The 19,529-nt window shown below is 52.9% G+C and carries 18 protein-coding genes and 1 riboswitch; of the genes, 15 read left to right on the forward strand and 3 right to left on the reverse strand.

Annotation, left to right across the window (positions count from 1 at the left end; translation table 11 throughout):
* Positions 1-390, reverse strand: a complete 390-nt coding sequence (locus tag P157_RS0104010) for a P-II family nitrogen regulator (protein ID WP_026759880.1) — start codon at positions 388-390, stop codon at positions 1-3.
* Positions 387-1,697, reverse strand: coding sequence for an ammonium transporter (locus P157_RS0104015; protein WP_026759881.1), 1,311 nt, complete (start codon positions 1,695-1,697; stop codon positions 387-389). The genes P157_RS0104010 and P157_RS0104015 overlap by 4 nt, the downstream gene beginning before the upstream one ends.
* Positions 1,698-1,984: 287 nt before the next feature.
* A riboswitch (molybdenum cofactor riboswitch) is annotated at positions 1,985-2,100 on the forward strand.
* Positions 2,101-2,172: 72 nt separating this feature from the next.
* On the opposite strand from P157_RS0104015, the gene P157_RS0104020 reads away from it, so the two are divergent.
* The 8 genes from P157_RS0104020 to aroF all read left to right on the forward strand — a co-directional run bounded on the left by P157_RS0104020 (position 2,173) and on the right by aroF (position 10,483).
* Positions 2,173-3,204 (forward strand): molybdopterin-binding protein, encoded by a 1,032-nt coding sequence (locus P157_RS0104020; protein WP_026759882.1) that lies wholly within the window; start codon positions 2,173-2,175, stop codon positions 3,202-3,204.
* 12 nt (positions 3,205-3,216) lie between these two features.
* Positions 3,217-4,428, forward strand: coding sequence for a molybdopterin molybdotransferase MoeA (locus P157_RS0104025; protein WP_026759883.1), 1,212 nt, complete (start codon positions 3,217-3,219; stop codon positions 4,426-4,428).
* Between the two features lie 13 nt (positions 4,429-4,441).
* A complete protein-coding gene (gene moaA, locus P157_RS0104030; RefSeq protein WP_026759884.1) occupies positions 4,442-5,431 on the forward strand; it encodes a GTP 3',8-cyclase MoaA in 990 nt (329 codons plus the stop codon).
* Between the two features lie 3 nt (positions 5,432-5,434).
* Positions 5,435-6,382, forward strand: a complete 948-nt coding sequence (locus tag P157_RS0104035; protein WP_026759885.1) for an MOSC domain-containing protein — start codon at positions 5,435-5,437, stop codon at positions 6,380-6,382.
* Positions 6,383-6,398: 16 nt separating this feature from the next.
* Complete coding sequence (gene mobB / locus P157_RS0104040) at positions 6,399-7,484, forward strand: molybdopterin-guanine dinucleotide biosynthesis protein B (protein WP_026759886.1); 1,086 nt, start codon at positions 6,399-6,401, stop codon at positions 7,482-7,484.
* A 77-nt stretch (positions 7,485-7,561) separates the two neighbouring features.
* Positions 7,562-8,227: a 3'-5' exonuclease gene (locus P157_RS0104045; protein ID WP_026759887.1), complete on the forward strand. Its 666-nt coding sequence runs from the start codon at positions 7,562-7,564 to the stop codon at positions 8,225-8,227.
* A gap of 360 nt (positions 8,228-8,587) precedes the next feature.
* Positions 8,588-9,424, forward strand: coding sequence for a prephenate dehydratase (gene pheA / locus P157_RS0104050; RefSeq protein ID WP_026759888.1), 837 nt, complete (start codon positions 8,588-8,590; stop codon positions 9,422-9,424).
* Positions 9,425-9,451: 27 nt separating this feature from the next.
* Entirely contained in the window at positions 9,452-10,483 is a 1,032-nt protein-coding gene (gene aroF / locus P157_RS0104055; protein WP_026759889.1) for a 3-deoxy-7-phosphoheptulonate synthase, read from the forward strand.
* 47 nt (positions 10,484-10,530) lie between these two features.
* On the opposite strand, the gene clpX is transcribed toward aroF, so the two are convergent.
* Positions 10,531-11,808: an ATP-dependent Clp protease ATP-binding subunit ClpX gene (gene clpX, locus P157_RS0104060; RefSeq protein ID WP_026759890.1), complete on the reverse strand. Its 1,278-nt coding sequence runs from the start codon at positions 11,806-11,808 to the stop codon at positions 10,531-10,533.
* Between the two features lie 284 nt (positions 11,809-12,092).
* Here clpX and rpmE point away from each other — a divergent pair, with 284 nt between their 5' ends.
* From rpmE to rbr, 7 genes are all read left to right on the forward strand, one after another.
* The gene (rpmE, locus tag P157_RS0104065; protein ID WP_026759891.1) at positions 12,093-12,293 is read left to right on the forward strand and encodes a 50S ribosomal protein L31; all 201 of its coding nucleotides are present in this window, start codon (positions 12,093-12,095) and stop codon (positions 12,291-12,293) included.
* A gap of 125 nt (positions 12,294-12,418) precedes the next feature.
* Positions 12,419-13,357: a DUF1385 domain-containing protein gene (locus tag P157_RS13810; protein ID WP_037368528.1), complete on the forward strand. Its 939-nt coding sequence runs from the start codon at positions 12,419-12,421 to the stop codon at positions 13,355-13,357.
* 16 nt (positions 13,358-13,373) lie between these two features.
* Positions 13,374-14,441 (forward strand): peptide chain release factor 1, encoded by a 1,068-nt coding sequence (gene prfA / locus P157_RS0104075; protein ID WP_026759892.1) that lies wholly within the window; start codon positions 13,374-13,376, stop codon positions 14,439-14,441.
* Positions 14,441-15,316, forward strand: a complete 876-nt coding sequence (gene prmC, locus P157_RS0104080) for a peptide chain release factor N(5)-glutamine methyltransferase (protein WP_026759893.1) — start codon at positions 14,441-14,443, stop codon at positions 15,314-15,316. The genes prfA and prmC overlap by 1 nt, the downstream gene beginning before the upstream one ends.
* A gap of 11 nt (positions 15,317-15,327) precedes the next feature.
* Positions 15,328-16,389, forward strand: a complete 1,062-nt coding sequence (locus P157_RS0104085; RefSeq protein WP_026759894.1) for an L-threonylcarbamoyladenylate synthase — start codon at positions 15,328-15,330, stop codon at positions 16,387-16,389.
* 708 nt (positions 16,390-17,097) lie between these two features.
* The gene (locus P157_RS13815) at positions 17,098-18,894 is read left to right on the forward strand and encodes a methyl-accepting chemotaxis protein (RefSeq protein ID WP_051598485.1); all 1,797 of its coding nucleotides are present in this window, start codon (positions 17,098-17,100) and stop codon (positions 18,892-18,894) included.
* 95 nt (positions 18,895-18,989) lie between these two features.
* Positions 18,990-19,529, forward strand: a complete 540-nt coding sequence (gene rbr, locus P157_RS0104095) for a rubrerythrin (RefSeq protein WP_026759895.1) — start codon at positions 18,990-18,992, stop codon at positions 19,527-19,529.

Raw genomic sequence — 19,529 nt, forward strand, 5'->3', positions numbered from 1 at the left:
TTAGGCACTGATGCTTCCGGTTGTTTCTCCGGGAATATCCCGGATGGCATCATCACCGTGCTGACCGGTGCGGATGCGGACGGCGTCCTTGAGCTCGGTGACGAAAATCTTGCCGTCACCGAACTGGCCGGTGCGCAGTACCCGTTCGCAGGTGTCGAGCACCTTGTCCACGGGAATTTCGGAAACCACGGTTTCCACTTTGATTTTGGGCACCAGCTTTACATCGTATTTTTTCCCGCGGTAAACTTCCTGATGACCTTTGGACAGGCCACAGCCGAAAACCTGACTTACGGTGATGCCCATGACCCCGATTTTGTTCAGGGCGCGGAGCAGGTCATCGAGTTTGGTGGAACGGGTGATGATTTCGATTTTTGTCAGCATGGCAATCATCCTTTCTCCATATTCATCTGCATTACCGTGTTGGCCAGCATTTCGCTGGAAGTCTCAAAGGAACCGAGGAGCGGGCTGGAGGTCAGCACGCCGCGGGTGTAACCGCGCTCGCCATGTTCGATGATATCGAGGCCCGTAAGTTCCTCCGCTTCGTCAGCGCGGGTTTCCATAAAGGCATGGACCAGCTGATAGAGCACGAAGGAACCGGCAACGGCCAAAGCGTAAGCCACTACGATGGAGATGAGCTGAGCGACGAACAGATGGGTGTCACCGTAGAAGAGGCCGTTGGCACCATCGGGGTTGACTTCCGTGGTGGCCCAGAGGCCGGTAGCGATAGCACCCCAGGTGCCGCCGATGCCATGAACGCCGAAGGCATCAAGAGAGTCATCATAACCAAGTTTTTCCTTGAGGACAGCTACGGCGAAGTAGCAGACCACGCCGCCGATGAGACCGATGATTACCGCAGGCATGGGAGCCACGAAGCCGGCAGCCGGAGTGATGGCTACAAGGCCGGCGATGGAGCCGGAGACGGCACCCAGAATGGTGGGCTTGCCATTGTGTTTCCATTCCACCAGCACCCAGGAAACAGCGGCAGCAGCTGCTGCTGCCTGGCTGGTGATGAAGGCGTTGGCGGCCAGAGCGTTGGCGCCAAGGGCGCTGCCAGCGTTAAAACCGAACCAGCCGAACCAGAGGAGAGTTGCACCAAGAACCGTCATGGGAAGATTATGAGGGAGCATAGCCGTGTGCTGATAGCCGTGACGTTTGCCCAACAGCAGGCAGATGGTCAGGCCGGACACACCGGAGAGAATATGGATAACGAGGCCGCCGGCAAAGTCCAGGGCACCCAGCTCAGCCAGGAAGCCACCGCCCCATACCCAATGAGCCATGGGGTTATAGATGAAGATAGCCCAGAGGAGGATAAAGACGGTAAAAGCAGCAAATTTCATGCGTTCGGCAAAAGCTCCGGTGATAAGAGCCGGTGTCAGAGCCGCAAACATGCACTGGAAGGCTACGAAGGCCAGTTCCGGGATGGTGCTGCCTTCCAACACCTGCAGGCCCACACCTGCAAGACCTAATTTATCCAGGCTGCCGATAAAGCCGTTGACATCCGGACCAAAGGCCATGGTGTAACCGACAACAATAAACTCTACCGAAATAAGAGCCAAAACAAAGAAACTCTGCATAATGGTGGTTAAAACATTTTTGCTCCGCACCATGCCGCCGTAGAAGAACGCAAGGCCGGGTGTCATTATGAAGACCAGGGCGGCGCTGATGAGTACCCAGGCCGTATTGCCAGTATCAATCATCACAATCATCCTTTCCATGGTAATGAATCAATAAGTCCCGCAAACAGGAAAAGCGCCCATAGCGCAGAAATCTTGCACTACGGACGCCTTTGTCCCCAAACGCAATGAACGCAAAAATCCCCAAGTGTCCGGTACCTGACACTTGGGGACGTCGTTGTCCTGTTTGCTTATGAGGTCATTATAAAATGGAAAATTTGACATGTCAAGGTGTAAAGTTATGTATACAAGAATGTAATAAAAATCACAAGCATGATTTCCTAAAATAGTGTATAATATCCAATAAGAGCAAACGAATATAACTCCGAGCAAAAATATCTAAGGCCTGTGGCTATGATATTGCGCCGGGGCCCTGTTGGAAACGGCAGGACCTTCCATTTTGAAAAGGGGTATCCATTTTAGTATCTGGCATTAGGCGAGGACTATCCTTTTCGTATGGAGAGGATAGTCTTTTTTGTGTGATGGGAGAGCGTAAACGATGAAGGAAATGCGTACCGAGGATGCGGTGGGGCAGATTCTCTGCCATGATTTGACCCAGATTATCAAGGGCGTGACGAAAGACGCCCGCTTCCGCAAGGGCCATGTGATAAGAGCAGAGGATGTGCCAGTGCTGCTGTCCATGGGCAAGGACCATATCTTTGTCTGGGAAAATGACGAAACCATGCTGCATGAAAATGATGCGGCGGAAATTCTACGGCAGCTTTGTCAGAACGAATATATGACAGCTTCTGAACCCAAAGAGGGCAAGATTGAACTGACGGCTCAGGTGGATGGCGTCTTTCAGGTGGATGAATCAAGATTTGATGAAGTCAATGAGCTGGATGATGTGACCATCGCCACGCTGCCCCAGAATATGCCGGTGAAGGCCGGGCAGAAGCTAGCGGGCATGCGGGTGATTCCGCTGGTCATCAAGAAGGACAAAATGGAGCAGGTTAAGAAGGTAGCAGGCAGTGAGCCGCTTTTGCGCCTGCGCCCTTACCGGCAAAATCTCAAAGTCGGCGTGGTCACCACTGGCACGGAAGTTTTCCTGGGGCGCATTGAAGATACCTTCACGCCGGTGATTGCGAGCAAATTAAAAGCCTTTGGCCTGACCATCGATGAGCACCGTCTGTCCGATGATGTGGCAGAGCACACGCAGAAACATATCGAAGACCTCATTGACTTGGGCATGGATATGGTCATCTGCACCGGCGGCATGAGCGTTGACCCGGACGACCGCACGCCTGCCGCCATTCGGGATGCGGGCGCGGAGATTGTAACTTATGGAGCACCGACTTTGCCCGGCGCCATGTTTCTGTTGGGCTATGTGCAAAAGGATGGCCGCGAGATTCCCGTCATGGGCTTGCCGGGCTGTGTCATGTACGCAGGCCGCACGATTTTTGATTTGATTCTGCCCCGCGTGATTACCGGGGAAAAAATAACGCGCAGGGAAATCCGCCATTTCGGCATTGGGGGACTTTGCATGAACTGCAAAGTCTGCCATTATCCCGTCTGCGGATTCCAGCATTAAGGGGGAATACAGATGCAGGATTTATCGTTGGAAAAAGCCGTGGCAATACTGAAAGAACATTGCCATAGGGTATCGGCGGTGGAAGAAGTGCCTTTGCTGCAGGCGTTGGGACGGATTCTGGCAGAGGATTATGAGGCATCGTTTGACAATCCGCCGTTTGACCGTTCCCCGTTGGATGGCTATACCTTTGCGGCGGAGAGCACGGCAGGGCATAGCGCGGATAATCCCGCGGTCTTTAAGATTATCGGCGAGGAATGTGCGGGAGATTTCTTTGACAAGGCGGTGCCAGAAGGTTCCGCCCTGCGCATTATGACTGGCGGGGCCATCCCCAAGGGCTGTAACTGTGTGGTGCGGCAGGAGGATGTGACCGCTGCGGGGGATAAACTCACTGTACCGTTCAGCATTGCGCCATATACCAACTACTGCCATGCCGGGGAAGACATCCGCAAGGGCACGAAGCTGGCGAAAAAGGGCACGAAGCTGACGGCGGCCCATATTGGCGTACTGGCAAGTATGGGCTTTGCCACGGTGAAGGTGCTGGGGAATGTGCGTATTGCCATTGCCAGCACCGGTGACGAACTCTTGCAGCCTGGTCAGCCCCTCGCCCCCGGCAAGATTTATAACAGCAATCTGTATCTCTTGGCCAGCCGCCTGCAGGAACTGGGCTTTTCCCCGGAGATTGTGGGCATTTTGCCAGATGATGTGGAAGAAGCGGCCAAGGTTATCGCCGGGTACAAGGACAGAGTGGATGTGTTCCTGACCACTGGCGGCGTTTCCGTGGGCAAAAAGGACATTATGCACGGCGTGGTGGAAAAAGTGGGCCAGCGCTTGTTCTGGCGTGTGTCCATGAAGCCCGGCGGGCCGGCGCTTGCTTATACCATGGGCGATACGTTGGGTATTGCCCTGTCGGGAAATCCCTTTGCGGCTTATGCCACCTTTGAACTCATTGCGGTGCCGGTGCTTTCCAAAATCAGCGGCAATGAAAAGATTTTGCCGGAACGCGCCCAAGCGGTGCTTACGGATGAATTCCCCAAGGCAAGCAAGGGGCGGCGCTTTATCCGTGCTTATTACGAAAACGGCAAGGTGCGTCTGCCGGAACAGCACGCGTCCGGCAGTCTCTTTTCTGCGGTGGGTTGCAATGCCTTTGTGGACATTCCCGCCGGTACGGGGAAACTGGCTAAGGAGACGGAAGTGGATATCGTCCGCTTGTATCGCGTGAAATAAAGGATTGGATTTTATGCAAGACCAATACGAGAGAAAAATTGAATACGTGCGCATTTCGCTGACCGACCGCTGCAATCTGCGCTGCCGTTACTGTATGCCGGAAGCAGGCGTGAGCAAGATGCGGCACGAGGATATTCTGACCTTTGCGGAAATCCTGCGCATTGTGCGGGGACTTTCCGCATTGGGCGTAAAAAAGGTGCGCCTGACCGGCGGGGAGCCTTTGGTGCGGCGTAATATCACGGAACTGATTCATGAAATCCGGCAGGTGCCCGGCATTGAGCAGGTGGTGCTGACCACCAACGGTGTACTGCTGTCGGAACTGGGACAAGACTTGATAAAGGCAGGACTTACCGGGTTGAATATCAGTCTGGATACTTTGAATCCGGACACCTTTGCAGAGATTACCCGCCGTCCCCTCTTTGCGCGGGTTCAGGCTGGCTTGGAAAAGGTAATGTCTTTGGGACTCACGAATGTCAAGTTTAACTGCGTGCCTATCTATGAAGTCAATGATGCGGAAATTCCCGCATTGGCGGCACTGGCGCGGGATTATCCTGTGAAGGTGCGCTTTATTGAGCTCATGCCCATTGGTTGTGCTTACGAAGTCGGTTATCGCGGTGTGCCCATGGATGAGGTGCGGGAGCGGCTGGAAAAAGCCTATGGCCCTTTGCGCCCTGTGGGGAAAAAAACTGACCGTTTGCAGGGGCCTGCGGAATACTATAAGGTCGCAGGCTTTGCCGGGCAGGTGGGCTTTATCGATGCCATGGAGCATAAGTTCTGCAGCAGCTGCAATCGGGTGCGGCTCACCGCCGAGGGCTTTTTGAAGCTCTGTTTGAATCAGAAAAACGGTCTGGACCTGCGGCAGCTTCTTCGAAGCGGCATCAGTGATGAGAACTTGAAGCTGGCTTTGCGGCAGGCCATCTACCGCAAACCGGCAGAACATTTATTTACGGATCATTTCAATACCGCGCGGGACAGCCGCGCCATGTATCAAGTGGGAGGCTAATTGATGGGTAAGATTCATGCACTGTGTACCAGCGAAAAAAAAGGAACACTCAAGACGCAGGTGGATAAAGTTGTCTTTGAAACGGAATGGGGCATTAAAGGCGATGCCCATGCGGGAAAATGGCACCGTCAGGTCAGTTTCCTCGGTCTGCAGGAGATAGAGGATTTCCGCAAGTTAGGCGTCAAGGTGGAGTTCGGCGCCTTTGGGGAAAATATCGTGGCTGAAGGTTTCCGCTTCAAGGAACTGCCCGTTGGTACCCGCCTCAGAGCCGGGGACGTCTGGTTTGAAATCACCCAGATTGGCAAAGAATGCCACAAGGGCTGTGCCATCCGCCAGCAGGTAGGAGATTGCATTATGCCCCGTGAGGGAATCTTTGGCCGGGTGCTCCATGGCGGTGAAGTCAAAGTGGGGGACGAGTTGGAACTGGTACAGCCCGGGGAGAAAATGCCCTTGGAAGCGGCTGTCATCACGGCCAGCGACAAGGGCAGCCGCGGTGAACGTGTGGATGAAAGCGGCGCGAAGGTGGCAGAAATTCTAACGGCTAACGGCTATACGGTGGTCGAAAAAGTAATCCTCCCCGACGAGCAGGAGCAGCTGGAACGTAAAATGCGGGAACTAGCGGCCAAAGGTATAGCGCTTATCGCCACCACTGGCGGTACGGGCTTTTCGCCCAGAGATATTACCCCCGAGGCTACGCTCGTTGTGTGCGAGCGTCTGGCTCCCGGTATTCCCGAAGCCATGCGCGCCCTGTCGCTGAAGATAACGGACCGGGCCATGCTCAGCCGAGCGCAGGCCGGCATCTGCCGCCGCAGTTTAATCGTCAACCTCCCCGGCAGCAAAAAAGCCGTGGAAGAATGCCTGGACTTTATCCTGCCACCGCTCAAACACGGCATCGACATACTGCGGGGAGAAGATAGCGAGTGCGCAAGACACGAGCATAAACATCAATAAGGCGGCAGGTAACAATATGGATTTTGCAGATATTGGCGTAATGATTATTGCCGGGGGCAAAAGTTCCCGCATGGGGAAGGATAAGCGATTTCTCACGGTGGATAACTGCTCTTTGTTGGAATTGACTTTGCAAAAAACGGCGCAGCTGTCTTTTGCGGAAGCGTATCTGTGCGGAGAATGTCATCAGGCAGAAGGACTATTCGAGCTGGCAAAGTGGTATGGACTTACGCTGGTGGCTGATAAACGGCAGGGGGCAGGGCCGTTGGAAGGCCTGCGTGCGGGGCTGGCGCATTTGCAAGCGGAGTATGCACTGGCCTTGTCCTGCGATATGCCGCTGTTTCGCTATGAGGTTATCAGGCCGCTGCTCGCAGAAGCCCGAGGAGAAATGGCCATTATCCCGGTGGTGAACGGCAGACGGCAGCCTTTGGCGGGACTTTATCATCGGGATTTGCTACCCACAGTGGAGGCGGCATTGCAGGGTGGCGATTATAAAATCGGTCAGGTCATTGATAGCGTGCCGCATAAGCTGGTGGAATTAGGGGACGATGATGCGTTTTTCAATGTGAACAGGCCGTCAGATTTTCGGCTGGTGCAGGGGCGGCTGGTCAATGACAAGCGGCAGGTTCCCTTGGTGACGGTTTCAGCGCCTAAGTCCAATACCGGCAAGACCACTTTTATCGAGCGCCTTATCCCTAAGCTCAAGGCACGTGGCCTGCGGGTGGGCGTGGTGAAGGGGGACTGCCACGGCTATGATGTGGACGAGGAAGGCAAGGACAGTTACCGCTTCAAGCAGGCAGGAGCTGATGGTGTGGCGGTGGTTTCGCCGGAAGGTTATTTTATCCAGCAAAAAACGGAGCAGCGGGCCAGTCTTATGGAGATTGCCGGGCGGCTGACGGATGTGGATTTGGTCATTATCGAGAGCCGCAATCATGGAACCATCCCCAAGATTTCCCTATGGCGAGGGCTTGGCGAGGTCATTGCGGATGAAGATACTGTGGCCATTTTCAGCAGCGGCGAGCATGAGGCGACTTCTCTGCGCCAGTATGATATTGATGATGCCGAGGGCGCAGCGCAGTTGGTATGTTTTTTGTGCGGCCTGTAAGCAAAATGTATTGAAGGAAATAGCGCTTTTCGGTAGAATAATATAGTTAACGAAAAAGGAAAGCGCAGGGAGTTTTAATGAAGTACGTTGTCATAGATTTGGAAATGAATCCCGTAGACCGGGAGTTCCGTGAAGTCAAGCGGCAGATGAAAGAGGAGGTTATCGAGTTCGGCGCAGTACGGCTGGATGAGAATTTCCAACAGGAAGCCGAGTTCCAGTGTTATGTGGAGCCGGAGTATGGCAAGATAAAGAAGCATATCACGAATCTCACGGGTATCAAGCAGGAAATGGTGGAGGGCAAAGCTCATTATGCCGAGGCGTTTCAGCGGTTTGTGGATTGGATTGGCGAGGAGGAAACGCAGATTTACTCCTGGAGCATGTCCGATATCAAACAGCTCAAAAAGGAATGCCGCTTCAAACTGCCGGATTTTGATGTGAAGTGGCTGGACAGCCGCTGGGTGGACTTGCAGCAGGTGTTTGATGACCGGCTGGGGCTTCATAATAATCTGGCGCTGAAACATGCTTTGGGGGCCATGGATCATCAATTCGAAGGTACTCAGCACACGGCGCTTGCAGATGCCATCAATACCAGTGCGATATTGGTGCTCATGCAGGATGATGAAAAATTCCGCAAGACCATGCAGCCGGTGCTTGATATTTTGCAGCCGAAGGATGATTTGGCTAGTTCCATTGGGGATTTGTGTCCGGACTTATTAAAGTTAAAGAATGATTTGGAAGAATAATTCGGTTCGATGTGATTGGCGGAGGTTGGCGGCTGTTGCGCCATTGCTTCGCTCTGCGGCTGAAATCATTTTTTCCTTTTAGGCAGCTAAAAAAGTCAAAACTCGCTGTGCTCAGACAGTTGACTTTTTTAGCTGCTTTTTTGGTGAGGAAAAAATGATTTCTTTACGCCGCGGCGCTGACGCATTGTCGCAACAGCCGCCAACCTCCTCAGGCTATATGCTTAATATCAATATTGTTGTTGTATTTAGCATTAATGTTTGCTTGTGATGCACTCACTGTAACTTTTTATGGAAATACTTGTTAATTTATTCCTATTATGCTATGATGTTGTCAATTGTTGAGATTCTGGAGGCGTATTTATGGCGATGAGTTTGGGCGTGCTGGGGCCGGCGGGAACCCATAGTGAGGCGGCGGCGGTGTATTTGAAGCGTCAGACGGGTGAGGATTATAAATTGGTGCTGTTTGCCGATATTTTTGACTGCCTGCAGGCTGTGGAAAATGGCGAGGTGGATTCGGCGCTGGTGCCGGTGGAAAATTCTTTGGAGGGTGCCATCAATATCACGCTGGATACGTTGGCTCGCAGTGAGGGGCTGACGGTTTGGCGGGAACTTATCTGGCCCGTCCATAACCAGCTGTTAGCGCGGCGTCGGGGTGAGATTAAGCGGATTTATTCTCACGCCCAGCCCATTTCCCAGTGCCGGGACTTTCTGCTGCAGCATTACCCGCAGGCCGAACTTATCAAAGTGGCCAGCACTGCGCGGGCGGCGGAGATTGTGGCCGAAGCTCCCGCCGATTCCGGCAGTGCCGCCATTGCCACGGCCAGAGCAGGAGAACTTTTGGGGCTTGTGCCCATTGCCACGGAGATTCAGGATAGTGCCGCCAACTGCACCCGCTTTTTCCAGGTGGGGCGGCAGGCTTTGAGCTTTTTGCCCAAGGAAAAATTATTGGTCATCTGTCAGATTGACGGTCAGAAGGCCGGTGCACTCTTTGAGGTCTTGAAGGAATTTGCCCAGCGGGGCATCAATATGACCCGTATCGAGTCGCGCCCTGCCAGAACGGAACTTGGCGCGTATATATTCTTTTTCGATTTGGAGTACAGCGATTCTCCGCAGCTTGAAGAGGCGCTCTCTGCGGTGGAGAAGAAAAGTATTTGGCTGCGGAATTTGGGGACTTTCCCCGTGCTTACGGTTAATTAATCATTTATTATAGAAGGGGATGGAATTATGGTTATTATTATGAATGTGGATGCTACGGCGGAAGACATCAAGGAAGTCATTGCAGTTATTGAGGGGGCCGGTCTGCAGGCCAAGGTAATGGAAGGCAGCCAGCAGAAGATTGTCGGCGTTATCGGCGATAAGACGCGGCTGGCTTCGGTGCCCATTGACGCTTTGGACGGTGTAGAAAAGAGCGTGGAGATTTCCAAGAGCTACAAGCTGGCCAGCCGTGAATTTCATCCCCAGAACAGTGTCATCGATGTTGCTGGCGTAAAAATCGGTGACGGTACGCCGGTAGTTATGGCAGGACCCTGCGCAGTGGAATCAAAGGAACAGCTCTTTGAAGCAGCAGAAATCGTGAAAAAGGCTGGCGCTCAATTCCTGCGCGGCGGTGCCTATAAGCCGCGTACTTCCCCTTATGCGTTCCAAGGTCTAGAAGTGGAAGGTCTGAAGTATCTGGCCGAAGCTCGCGAGCGTACGGGCCTGCGTGTGGTGACGGAAGTTACCACGGTCGAAGCCATTGAGCGGGTCGTGGAGTATGCGGATATGCTGCAGATTGGCGCGCGCAATATGCAGAACTTTGGCCTGCTCAAGGAAGTGGGCAAGTGCGGCAAGCCGGTACTCTTAAAGCGCGGTCTGGCGGCAACGATTGACGAATGGCTCAATGCTGCCGAATACATTATGAACGCAGGCAATCCCAATGTGGTGCTCTGCGAACGCGGTATTCGCACATACGAAACTTATACGCGCAATACACTCGACCTGAGTGCGGTGGCAGCGGTGAAGCACCTGTCCCACTTGCCGATTATCGTTGACCCCAGCCATGGCACAGGCAAATGGAGAATGGTAAAGCCCATGGCCTTTGCCGCTATCGCCGCCGGTGCTGACGGTTTGATGATGGAAGTCCATCCGAACCCGGCCAAGGCCCTGTCTGACGGCCCGCAGTCTTTGACACCGGAGAACTATAACGAGGTCATGCGCGGCGTACAAAAAATCTCCGCTTTTATGAAAGCGGAGAAGATTACTTCGATGGATATTTAAGCCTAGATAAAAAGCCCGTTCGTCAAATGGCGAGCGGGCTTTCATGTTTATTTCTTCACCACTTCTGGTGCGGCACCTTCTTCGATGCAGGCTTTGGTGATGATGACTTTGCGTGGTTCGTTGGATTTGGGGATATCGAACATGACATCGAGCATGATGTCTTCGATAATGCCTTTGAGCGAACGGGCGCCGGTCTTGCGCTCGATGGCTTTGCGGGCTACGGCACGCAGGGCATCTTCCTGGAACTCCAAGTCCACGTTATCCATGGCCAGGAGTTTTTCGTACTGCTTGACCGGGGCGTTCTTGGGTTCGGTGAGGATGCGCAAGAGCGCATCTTCGTCGAGGGTTTCGAGGGTGCAGATTACGGGCAGGCGGCCGATGATTTCGGGGATGATGCCGTACTGCATGAGGTCCTCGGGGCGAACCTTGTGGATGAGCTCATCGAATTTGGGCTTGTCATCCTTGCCCTGAATCTCTGCGCCAAAGCCGATGGAGCTGGTCTTGGAGAGGCGCTTGGCAATCACATCGTCAATGCCGACGAAGGCACCGCCAACGATAAAGAGGATGTTTTTCGTATCCACTTTGATGGTGGGAGCTTCGGGATGCTTGCGCTGGCCGCGGGAGGTGAATTCCACCACGCTGCCTTCGAGCATCTTTAAGAGGGCCTGCTGTACGCCTTCATGGCCGGGGTCAGCGGTGATGGAGTTGTTGGCGCCGGACTTGCGGGCAATCTTGTCGAATTCGTCGAGGTAGATGATGCCGTGTTCGGCTTTTTCTACGTCCTTGTCGGCGGCGTAGTAGAGATTGCGCACGGCGACTTCTACGTCAGCGCCAACGAAGCCGGCTTCGGTGAGGCTGGAAGCGTCCGTTACGGCAAAGGGAATGTCCAGCAGCTTGGACAGGTGAGAAAGAAGCGCCGTCTTGCCGCAGCCGGAGGGCCCGAGCATGATGACGTTGGACTTTTCGATTTCTGTGCCGTCATCATTTTGATAACCGTACTTCATGCGTTTGTAATGGTTGTAAACGGCCACGGAGAGAATCTTCTTGGCGCGGTCCTGATTGATGATGTATTCATCGAGGTACTGTTTGATGATATGGGGCTTGTTCTTATTGAGGATATCGTCCAGTTCGCCGGCGAATACCTGCTTTTCATCCTGTACCTGAGCGGCATCATGTTCTTCCAAAAAATGGTTGACTTCCTTGATGCAGTTGCGGCAGATGGCAAAGCCGGTGTTGGGGTCATAAATCGGCAGGTCATACTGGTCGCGGACGTTGATAATCCGTTTGCAGAAGCTGCACTGATGCTGCATAGTTTGATTAGCCATGATAAAATGCTTTCCTTTCTCTATATGAACTCGTAATAAACAAATTGTGTCATTACTTCATTATCTTATAAGAAGGAAATTTTTTCAAGAAAAATATTGCTTCATTCCTTGCATCGTAAGATTTCCTGTGCTATACTGTTTTGGTACTGGACGTACTGACGTCTGGTTCCAAGTCATTTTGACTGGCTTTGCCCCAAAAGGTAAGCTAGGTCTAAACCAAGCTCGCGCATAGCTTGCTTGTATCAATTCCCAGTTTTAGTTGGGGTGAAAGCGAGGTGTAATTTATGAAACAGGGTATTCATCCGGAATACTTCGAAGCAAAGGTAACCTGCGGTTGCGGTAACACGTTCACCACTGGTTCCACGCAGCAGGAACTGCGCGTCGATGTTTGCTCCAAGTGCCATCCGTTCTTCACGGGTCGTCAGCGTGACGTACAGGCAGGCGGTCGTATCGAAAAGTTCAACAAGCGTTACGCCAAGAAGTAAGACACGTTATGGTAAAGCAGAGCATATTGCTCTGCTTTATTTTGTATAAGGATAAATCAAGAATATTCGGTGTTTCCAAGTGTACGTTAGGAGGAAAGACCTTGAGTGATAAAAAAGATAAATTGATGGTAGGCGGTCAGGCCGTGATTGAAGGGGTTATGATGCGCGGGCCGAAACTTACGGCAACGGCTGTGCGCGACCCGCAAGGGTGTATCCAGGTCGAGACCAAGCCTGTAAATTCCATTAGCGATAGATTTCCCATTTTGAAAAAGCCTTTTCTGCGGGGCACGGTGTCTTTGATTGAGTCACTGGTCATTGGCATGAAATCCCTGTCCTATTCGGCCAAGATGGCCGGGGAAGAGGACGAGCAACTTTCCGACAAGGAAATGGCAGGCACCATTGTCTTTGCGCTGGTGCTGGCAAGTGTGCTCTTTATTGCCATCCCCACGGGAGCGGCCAAGCTCATTCATGGTGCCACGGAGGACCCGGTGGTGCTGAACCTGTTGGAAGGTGTCTTGCGGCTGGTGATTTTCCTCATTTATATTTGGGGCATTTCGCGGCTGAAGGATATTCGCCGGGTGTTCCAGTATCATGGGGCGGAGCACAAGACGATTTTTTGTTATGAAGCGGGGCTGCCGCTGACGGTGGAAAACGTACAGAAATTCCCCCGGCTTCATCCCCGCTGCGGCACCAACTTTTTGCTGATTGTGATGCTGGTGTCCATCTTTGTATTTGCTTTCTTAGGCTGGCCCTCTCTTTGGGAGCGCATTTTAAGCCGCATCCTGCTGCTGCCGGTGGTGGCGGGGATTTCCTATGAGATTATCCGTTTGGCCGGGCGCAGTAAGAACAGCTTCATCCAGACGGCCATCCGTCCGGGGCTTTGGCTTCAGTATCTCACGACCCGTCCCCCTGAGGACGATATGGTGGAAGTGGCCATTGAGTCCTTGAAAGCGGTTTTGCCGGAGGAGGAAATCCTGGAAGGGACGCCGGATTATATTCACAAGGAAAGCAGCGAAGCAGTGGTTGAGGAGAGTGTTCCCACAGCTGCCGCCGTTACAGAATGATTTTGAGGTGAAATAAGTGCTGGAAAAACTCCAAGCCGTTGAAGATAAATTTTTGGAACTGGAATCGCTAATCAGCGACCCGGATGTGATTGCAGATATGAGCCGCTGGCAGAAGTACAGCAAGGAACATGCCAGCCTGACCCCCATCGTGGAAAAATTCCGGGAGTACAAGGATGTGGTCAAGGGCATCGAAGATGCCAAGGCCATGTTTGCTGAATCGCTGGATGATGAGATGCGCAAGTTTGTGGAAGAGGAACTTGCAGAATTGAAGGGGCAGAAGGAAGCGCTCGACGCAGAACTGCCCATCTTGCTGTTGCCCAAAGACCCCAATGACGACAAGAACGTCATCGTGGAAATCCGCGGCGGTGTCGGCGGTGAGGAAGCGGCGCTCTTTGCCGGTGACCTGTTCCGCATGTATGGCCGTTATGTGGAAAAGCAGGGCTGGAAGATGGAAATCATCGATGCCAGCCCCACGGAGCTCGGTGGCTATAAGGAAATTTCCTTCATGGTCACGGGTTTCGGTGCTTACAGCAAGCTCAAATACGAAAGCGGCACCCATCGTGTACAGCGTGTGCCAGCGACTGAATCCGGCGGGCGCATTCATACCTCGGCAGTCACCGTCGCGGTACTGCCGGAAGCAGAAGATGTGGATGTGGCTATTGACCCCAAGGATTTGCATATCGACCTTTACTGCGCGTCCGGTGCGGGCGGCCAGCACGTCAACCGCACGGAAAGTGCCATCCGCATTACCCATATTCCCACGGGAATTGTGGTGCAGTGTCAGGATGAGCGCTCTCAGCTCAAGAACAAGGACAAGGCCATGAAGGTGCTGCGGGCAAGACTTCTCGACAAGGCCCAGCAGGAGCAGATGGATAACATTTCTGCTGACCGCAAGAATCAGGTGGGCAGCGGCGATAGAAGTGAGCGCATCCGCACCTATAACTTCCCGCAGGGGCGGGTGACCGACCATCGCATCGGCCTGACTTTGCACCGTATCGATGCTGTGCTTGCCGGTGACCTTGACGAAATCTTAAATGCCCTGATTACCGCTGACCAGGCGGAACGGCTGAAACAGGTGAAGTAATGGCAGGAAATGAAATATGGACAATCGGCCGCATTCTCAAATGGACGGAAGATTACTTTGCCCAGAAGGGCATTGAAAATCCCCGTCTGGACGCAGAGGTGCTGCTCGGTCATGTGCTTCATAAACAGCGCATTTACCTCTATGTGCACTTTGATGAACCCCTGCAGGCGCACGAACTCACTGCCTTTCGGGAGATGATTAAGCAGCGCGTAAACCATGTGCCCGTGGCCTATATCTTAGGAGAAAAGGAATTCATGGGGCTGACCTTTAAGGTCACCAAGGATACGCTTGTACCCCGTCCTGATACGGAAATTCTCGTGCAGGGGGCTGTGGAACGCTTGCGTCAGCTGGGGGGGGATAATCCCCGCATTGCCGACATCGGCACTGGTACCGGGGCGGTGGGCCTTAGCGTCCTGCATTTTGTAAAAGATGCGGAACTTGATACCGTGGATATTTCCCCGCAAGCCAGAGCAGTGGCGGAGGAGAATGCGGCCAGCCTCGAGCTTATGGACAGGGCGCATTTCTTCACCGGGGATTTGCTCGCACCGTTGCAGGGAAAAACTTATACGGCAATTCTCTCCAATCCGCCCTATATTCCCAAAGCCGATATTGCCGGCTTGTCGGAGGATGTGCAGCTCAGTGAGCCGCATACGGCCCTGGACGGCGGTGAAGACGGCTTGGATTTTTACCGGCGGCTCTGCAGCGAGGCTCCGGCCATGCTGATGGCTGGAGGTTTTATAGCCTTTGAAGTGGGGATTAACCAGGCGAAGGATGTGGCGGAACTTGCGCAGGCCAATCCCTTGATTACCCGCACGGAGATACTGAAGGACTACGCCGGTATTGAGCGGGTTGTGATAGCTTGGAAAGAGGCGTAAGAAGTAAGAACATGCAGACGAAATGTATTCAGATAGATAATGTCAAAGCCCGGAAGGAAGCTCTCCATGAAGCAGGAGAGCTTATCCGCCGTGGCGAAGTGGTGGCGTTCCCCACGGAAACGGTGTACGGTCTGGGGGCCAATGGCCTTGATGCAGATGCCTGCGCCAAAATTTATCAGGCCAAGGGGCGCCCATCGGATAATCCGCTGATTCTCCATGTGGCCAATCGTTCCATGATTGACCAGATTGCCACACGGATTCCCGAAAAGGCGGAAAAACTTATCGCTGCGTTCTGTCCCGGCCCCATCACCTTGATTCTGCCCCGCAAGGCAATCGTGCCTGACAGGATTACCGGAGGTTTGGCGACTGTCGGTGTAAGGATGCCGGAACATGATGTGGCAAGGGCTTTAATTGCCGCCGCAGGTGTGCCCATTGCGGCGCCATCGGCCAATATCTCTGGCCGTCCCAGTCCGACCACAGCAGAGTCGGTATTGGTGGACATGGAGGGAAAGATTCCCATGGTTCTCGATGGCGGTGCCTGTGATTTCGGTGTAGAGTCCACCATTGTAGATGCCACGGGGGACAAGGCCATCATCCTGCGTCCCGGTGCCATTACGAAAGAAATGCTCGAAGAAGTTTTGGGCGAAGGCAGTGTCATCATTGACCCCGCACTCGTGGGTGCGGATTCTGTGCCCAAGGCACCGGGGATGAAGTACACCCATTATGCACCAAAAGCTCCGTTGACACTGATTGAAGGTATGCCCACCCGCATGGCACGGGCGTTCCAGCAGGAAGTCAAACGCCTGCAGAGTGAAGGTCATATCGTGGGCGTCATGGCCAGCCATGAAGTGCTAAAAGAACTGAAGGAGGTTTTGCCTCAGGAGCTGATGGCAGATTACGGCCATCAGGGGAACCTGCCTGCCATTGCGGCCAATATCTATGAGGCTCTGCGCAGCTTTGATGAAAAAGAAGCCGATATTCTGCTGGGAGAGGGGACGACCTCGGAAGGATTGGGGCTGGCGATTATGAATCGGCTGCATAAGGCTAGTGGGTTTCGGACGATAAACGCTTGATTTTTGCATAATGAGTGCTGGCGCAGGTGCTTACTTTTTGGCCGGCGCCCTAAATACAGGCAGGCACAAGTGCTTACTTTTGGGCTTCCGCGCAAATGGCTCCTTCGGTAATGCCGTTTATTTAGTTACCTGCTCCGGTTACCACGTCGCGGCTTTCAGCGTTGTGTTTAGTTTTTTCTTTGGGGAGCCAGCCTGCGGCAGTGCGCTCCACCCCAAAAGCAAGCACGTGTGCCAAGCTCATGGGGATACTGTAGATTTTCAGCGCTTGCTGCTACGATTTATATAAAATATGAAGTTCCTTGCAAGAGGGTAATCTCGTGCAGGGAACTTTTTCGTATATTCAGGAGAGAAAAACTGAAGAAAAGCAATGCGACAGCGAGCGGCGGGTGGGGAATGTCTGGCTGGAGCGTAAGGCATAGAGCGTTAAGAAATATTTTTTGCCATACCGCTGTTTTAGCTGGGAAAGTCTATTGTTTGAGCGGAGCGAGTTTTGACTTTCCCAGCTAATGGATTAAGGGCAAAAAATATTTTAGCTCTAGGCATTAGCGGAAGACAGATATTCCCCGCCCGCCGCGCCTTGCACCTCGAATCAAGAATATTGTATCTCAAAAGAAAACTTTACCTACAGGCAGGAAACCGCCTTTGCGAGTAGAATTATTCCTATAAAACGCAATATTCGCATAAAAAGATTCTAAGGAGGGAGAATTTATGTTTTTTATGAAGTCAGTAAAAGGCAAACTGACAGCGCTGTTCGTGGCGGTCAGTGTCTTTGCAACGATGGCAGTGGGATGTTATTTTTTATACGTCACCATCACAGACAACGACAAATTAGTGGAGGAGTACCACAAGGAATTGGCTGACCACTACGATAGGGAGCTGCGCTTGCAGACAGAAGGTGTGGTTTCCTCGCTGAACGGCATTTATGCCCGCCAGCAGTCCGGAGAATTCACCGAGGCGCAGGCTAAGGAACTTTGCCTCGATGTTCTGCGCTCCGTGCGCTATGACGAAGGCAAGGGCTATTTCTTTGCCGATGAAAAGACTACTGGTATCTGCGTGGCTCATGCCGGCAACCGCAGTGCTGAAGGCAAAATGCGCCGCGGCGAAAAAGACCCCAATGGCGTGCCCTACATGGAAAACATGCTGAAAGAAGGCCAGAAGGATGGCGGCGGTTTTGTCAACTTCTCTTACCCGAAACCGGGCGAAAGCCAGCCCCTGCCGAAACGCAACTACGTTATGGAATTCAAGCCCTATGGCTGGATTGTTGGTACCGGCTCCTGGATTGACTACATTGACGCAGAATCTGCCAAATACATGAAAGAAAATCAGGAAGCCCTCTATAAGAAAATCGTGATTTCGGCAATTATCATTGTGATTGTGTCGGCAATCATGGCTGCATTGGGCGTAAAGATTGCCCAGAGTTTCGGCGACCCCATCAGCTTCGTGACGGGCAGACTGCAGAAATTTGCCCATGGGGATTACCGGGCAGAACCCGTTAAGCCGGAGTATACGGCCCGGGAGGACGAAATCGGCCAGATGGTGGAAATCCTCAAGGTTCTGGGCGGTAATATGCGTCATCTTATGGGCTCCATCAAAGAGTCGGCTGACCAGGTGGCTAGCGACGCAGCGCAGCTCAATGAAATGACCACCCAGTCTGCAGCTGCCAGCCAGCAGGTGGCAGAATCCATCACGGACGTGGCTGGGGCAACCAACAAACAGCTGGCCGCTATCGATGATGCTTCGCAGTCCATGGATACCTTGATGGAACGCATTGGCGGCATGGCCCACAATGCCCGCCGGGCCGCTGTGGAAACCCAGCAGGCCACGGAAAAAGCCCAGAACGGTAATCAAGTGGTTACCCGCACCGTTAAGGATATGGCCCGCCTCTCGGAAGTTGTAGGCGAATCGGCTCGCGTAGTCAACAGTCTGGGTGAGCGTTCCGATACCATCGGACGCATTACCGATACCATTTCCGGCATTGCTGAGCAGACGAATTTGCTGGCCCTCAATGCGGCTATTGAAGCAGCCCGTGCCGGTGATGCAGGTCGCGGCTTTGCTGTAGTCGCTGATGAAATCCGCAAGCTGGCTGCCCAGTCCGAAGAAGCTGCCAGTCAGATTGCCAGCCTCATTGGCCAGATTCAGAATGAAACGCAGCAGGCCGTCAATAGCATGAACGAAGGTACGGAAAATCTGGCTACGGCCAAAGACAGTGTCGAGGAAACCGGCCGGGAATTCTCTGCTATTGTGGAACTGGTGGAAAAAATCGCCAGCCGTTCCCAGCAGATTGCCAGCGCCTCCAAGGAAGCTACGGACAGTGCTGACAGCTGTCAGTCGGCCATCCATGACATTGAGGAAATGAGCCGCAGCGTGGTTTCTAATTCCGAAACCGTATCGGCGGCCACCGAGCAGCAGTCCGCATCCGTTCATGAAATGAATACCAACAGCGAACAGCTGGCGAAGATGGCCAGCATGCTGCAGGATGAAGTGCAGAAATTCAAAGTAGAATGATGATTCCAATTAAAACCAGCCGTCCCATTTACAGGGGCGGCTGGCTTATGGTAAAATATTAGCGTGTAGACAATTATATTTTAGGAGGTAGTAATATGAGTAAATACGCTGGAACCCAAACCGAGAAGAATTTGGAAGCTGCTTTTGCAGGAGAGAGCCAGGCACGTAACAAGTACACTTACTATGCTTCAAAAGCCAAGAAGGAAGGCTTTGAGCAGATTGCTGCCCTATTCTTAAAAACAGCTGACAATGAAAAAGAACATGCCAAGATGTGGTTCAAGGAACTCCATGATGGCATGCCCGATACGACGGTAAACTTAAAAGATGCCGCTGATGGCGAAAACTACGAATGGACGGATATGTACGCCGGATTTGCGAAGACCGCCGAGGAAGAAGGCTTCCCGGAACTGGCTGCCAAGTTCCGTCTCGTGGCCGATATTGAAAAGCACCATGAGGAACGCTATCGTGCGCTGTTGAAGAATGTCGAAGCACAGGAAGTATTCCAGAAGAGCGAAGTAAAAGTTTGGGAATGCCGCAACTGCGGACATATCGTGGTGGGCACCAAGGCGCCGCAGATTTGCCCGGCTTGCGCTCATCCGCAGAGTTACTTCGAGATTCATGCGGAAAACTATTAA

It is taken from the genome of Selenomonas ruminantium AC2024, assembly GCF_000687995.1.
GTDB classification, from domain to species: Bacteria; Bacillota; Negativicutes; order Selenomonadales; family Selenomonadaceae; genus Selenomonas_A; species Selenomonas_A ruminantium_B.

What these genes read in the sequence shown, in the direction of transcription:
- P157_RS0104010 (WP_026759880.1), bottom strand. Translation starts at nt 390, where the DNA reads ATGATTGCCATGCTGACAAAAATCGAAATCATCACCCGTTCCACCAAA.
- P157_RS0104015 (WP_026759881.1), bottom strand. Translation starts at nt 1,697, where the DNA reads ATGATTGATACTGGCAATACGGCCTGGGTACTCATCAGCGCCGCCCTG.
- P157_RS0104020 (WP_026759882.1), top strand. Translation starts at nt 2,173, where the DNA reads ATGAAGGAAATGCGTACCGAGGATGCGGTGGGGCAGATTCTCTGCCAT.
- P157_RS0104025 (WP_026759883.1), top strand. Translation starts at nt 3,217, where the DNA reads ATGCAGGATTTATCGTTGGAAAAAGCCGTGGCAATACTGAAAGAACAT.
- moaA (WP_026759884.1), top strand. Translation starts at nt 4,442, where the DNA reads ATGCAAGACCAATACGAGAGAAAAATTGAATACGTGCGCATTTCGCTG.
- P157_RS0104035 (WP_026759885.1), top strand. Translation starts at nt 5,435, where the DNA reads ATGGGTAAGATTCATGCACTGTGTACCAGCGAAAAAAAAGGAACACTC.
- mobB (WP_026759886.1), top strand. Translation starts at nt 6,399, where the DNA reads ATGGATTTTGCAGATATTGGCGTAATGATTATTGCCGGGGGCAAAAGT.
- P157_RS0104045 (WP_026759887.1), top strand. Translation starts at nt 7,562, where the DNA reads ATGAAGTACGTTGTCATAGATTTGGAAATGAATCCCGTAGACCGGGAG.
- pheA (WP_026759888.1), top strand. Translation starts at nt 8,588, where the DNA reads ATGGCGATGAGTTTGGGCGTGCTGGGGCCGGCGGGAACCCATAGTGAG.
- aroF (WP_026759889.1), top strand. Translation starts at nt 9,452, where the DNA reads ATGGTTATTATTATGAATGTGGATGCTACGGCGGAAGACATCAAGGAA.
- clpX (WP_026759890.1), bottom strand. Translation starts at nt 11,808, where the DNA reads ATGGCTAATCAAACTATGCAGCATCAGTGCAGCTTCTGCAAACGGATT.
- rpmE (WP_026759891.1), top strand. Translation starts at nt 12,093, where the DNA reads ATGAAACAGGGTATTCATCCGGAATACTTCGAAGCAAAGGTAACCTGC.
- P157_RS13810 (WP_037368528.1), top strand. Translation starts at nt 12,419, where the DNA reads ATGGTAGGCGGTCAGGCCGTGATTGAAGGGGTTATGATGCGCGGGCCG.
- prmC (WP_026759893.1), top strand. Translation starts at nt 14,441, where the DNA reads ATGGCAGGAAATGAAATATGGACAATCGGCCGCATTCTCAAATGGACG.
- P157_RS0104085 (WP_026759894.1), top strand. Translation starts at nt 15,328, where the DNA reads ATGCAGACGAAATGTATTCAGATAGATAATGTCAAAGCCCGGAAGGAA.
- P157_RS13815 (WP_051598485.1), top strand. Translation starts at nt 17,098, where the DNA reads ATGTTTTTTATGAAGTCAGTAAAAGGCAAACTGACAGCGCTGTTCGTG.
- rbr (WP_026759895.1), top strand. Translation starts at nt 18,990, where the DNA reads ATGAGTAAATACGCTGGAACCCAAACCGAGAAGAATTTGGAAGCTGCT.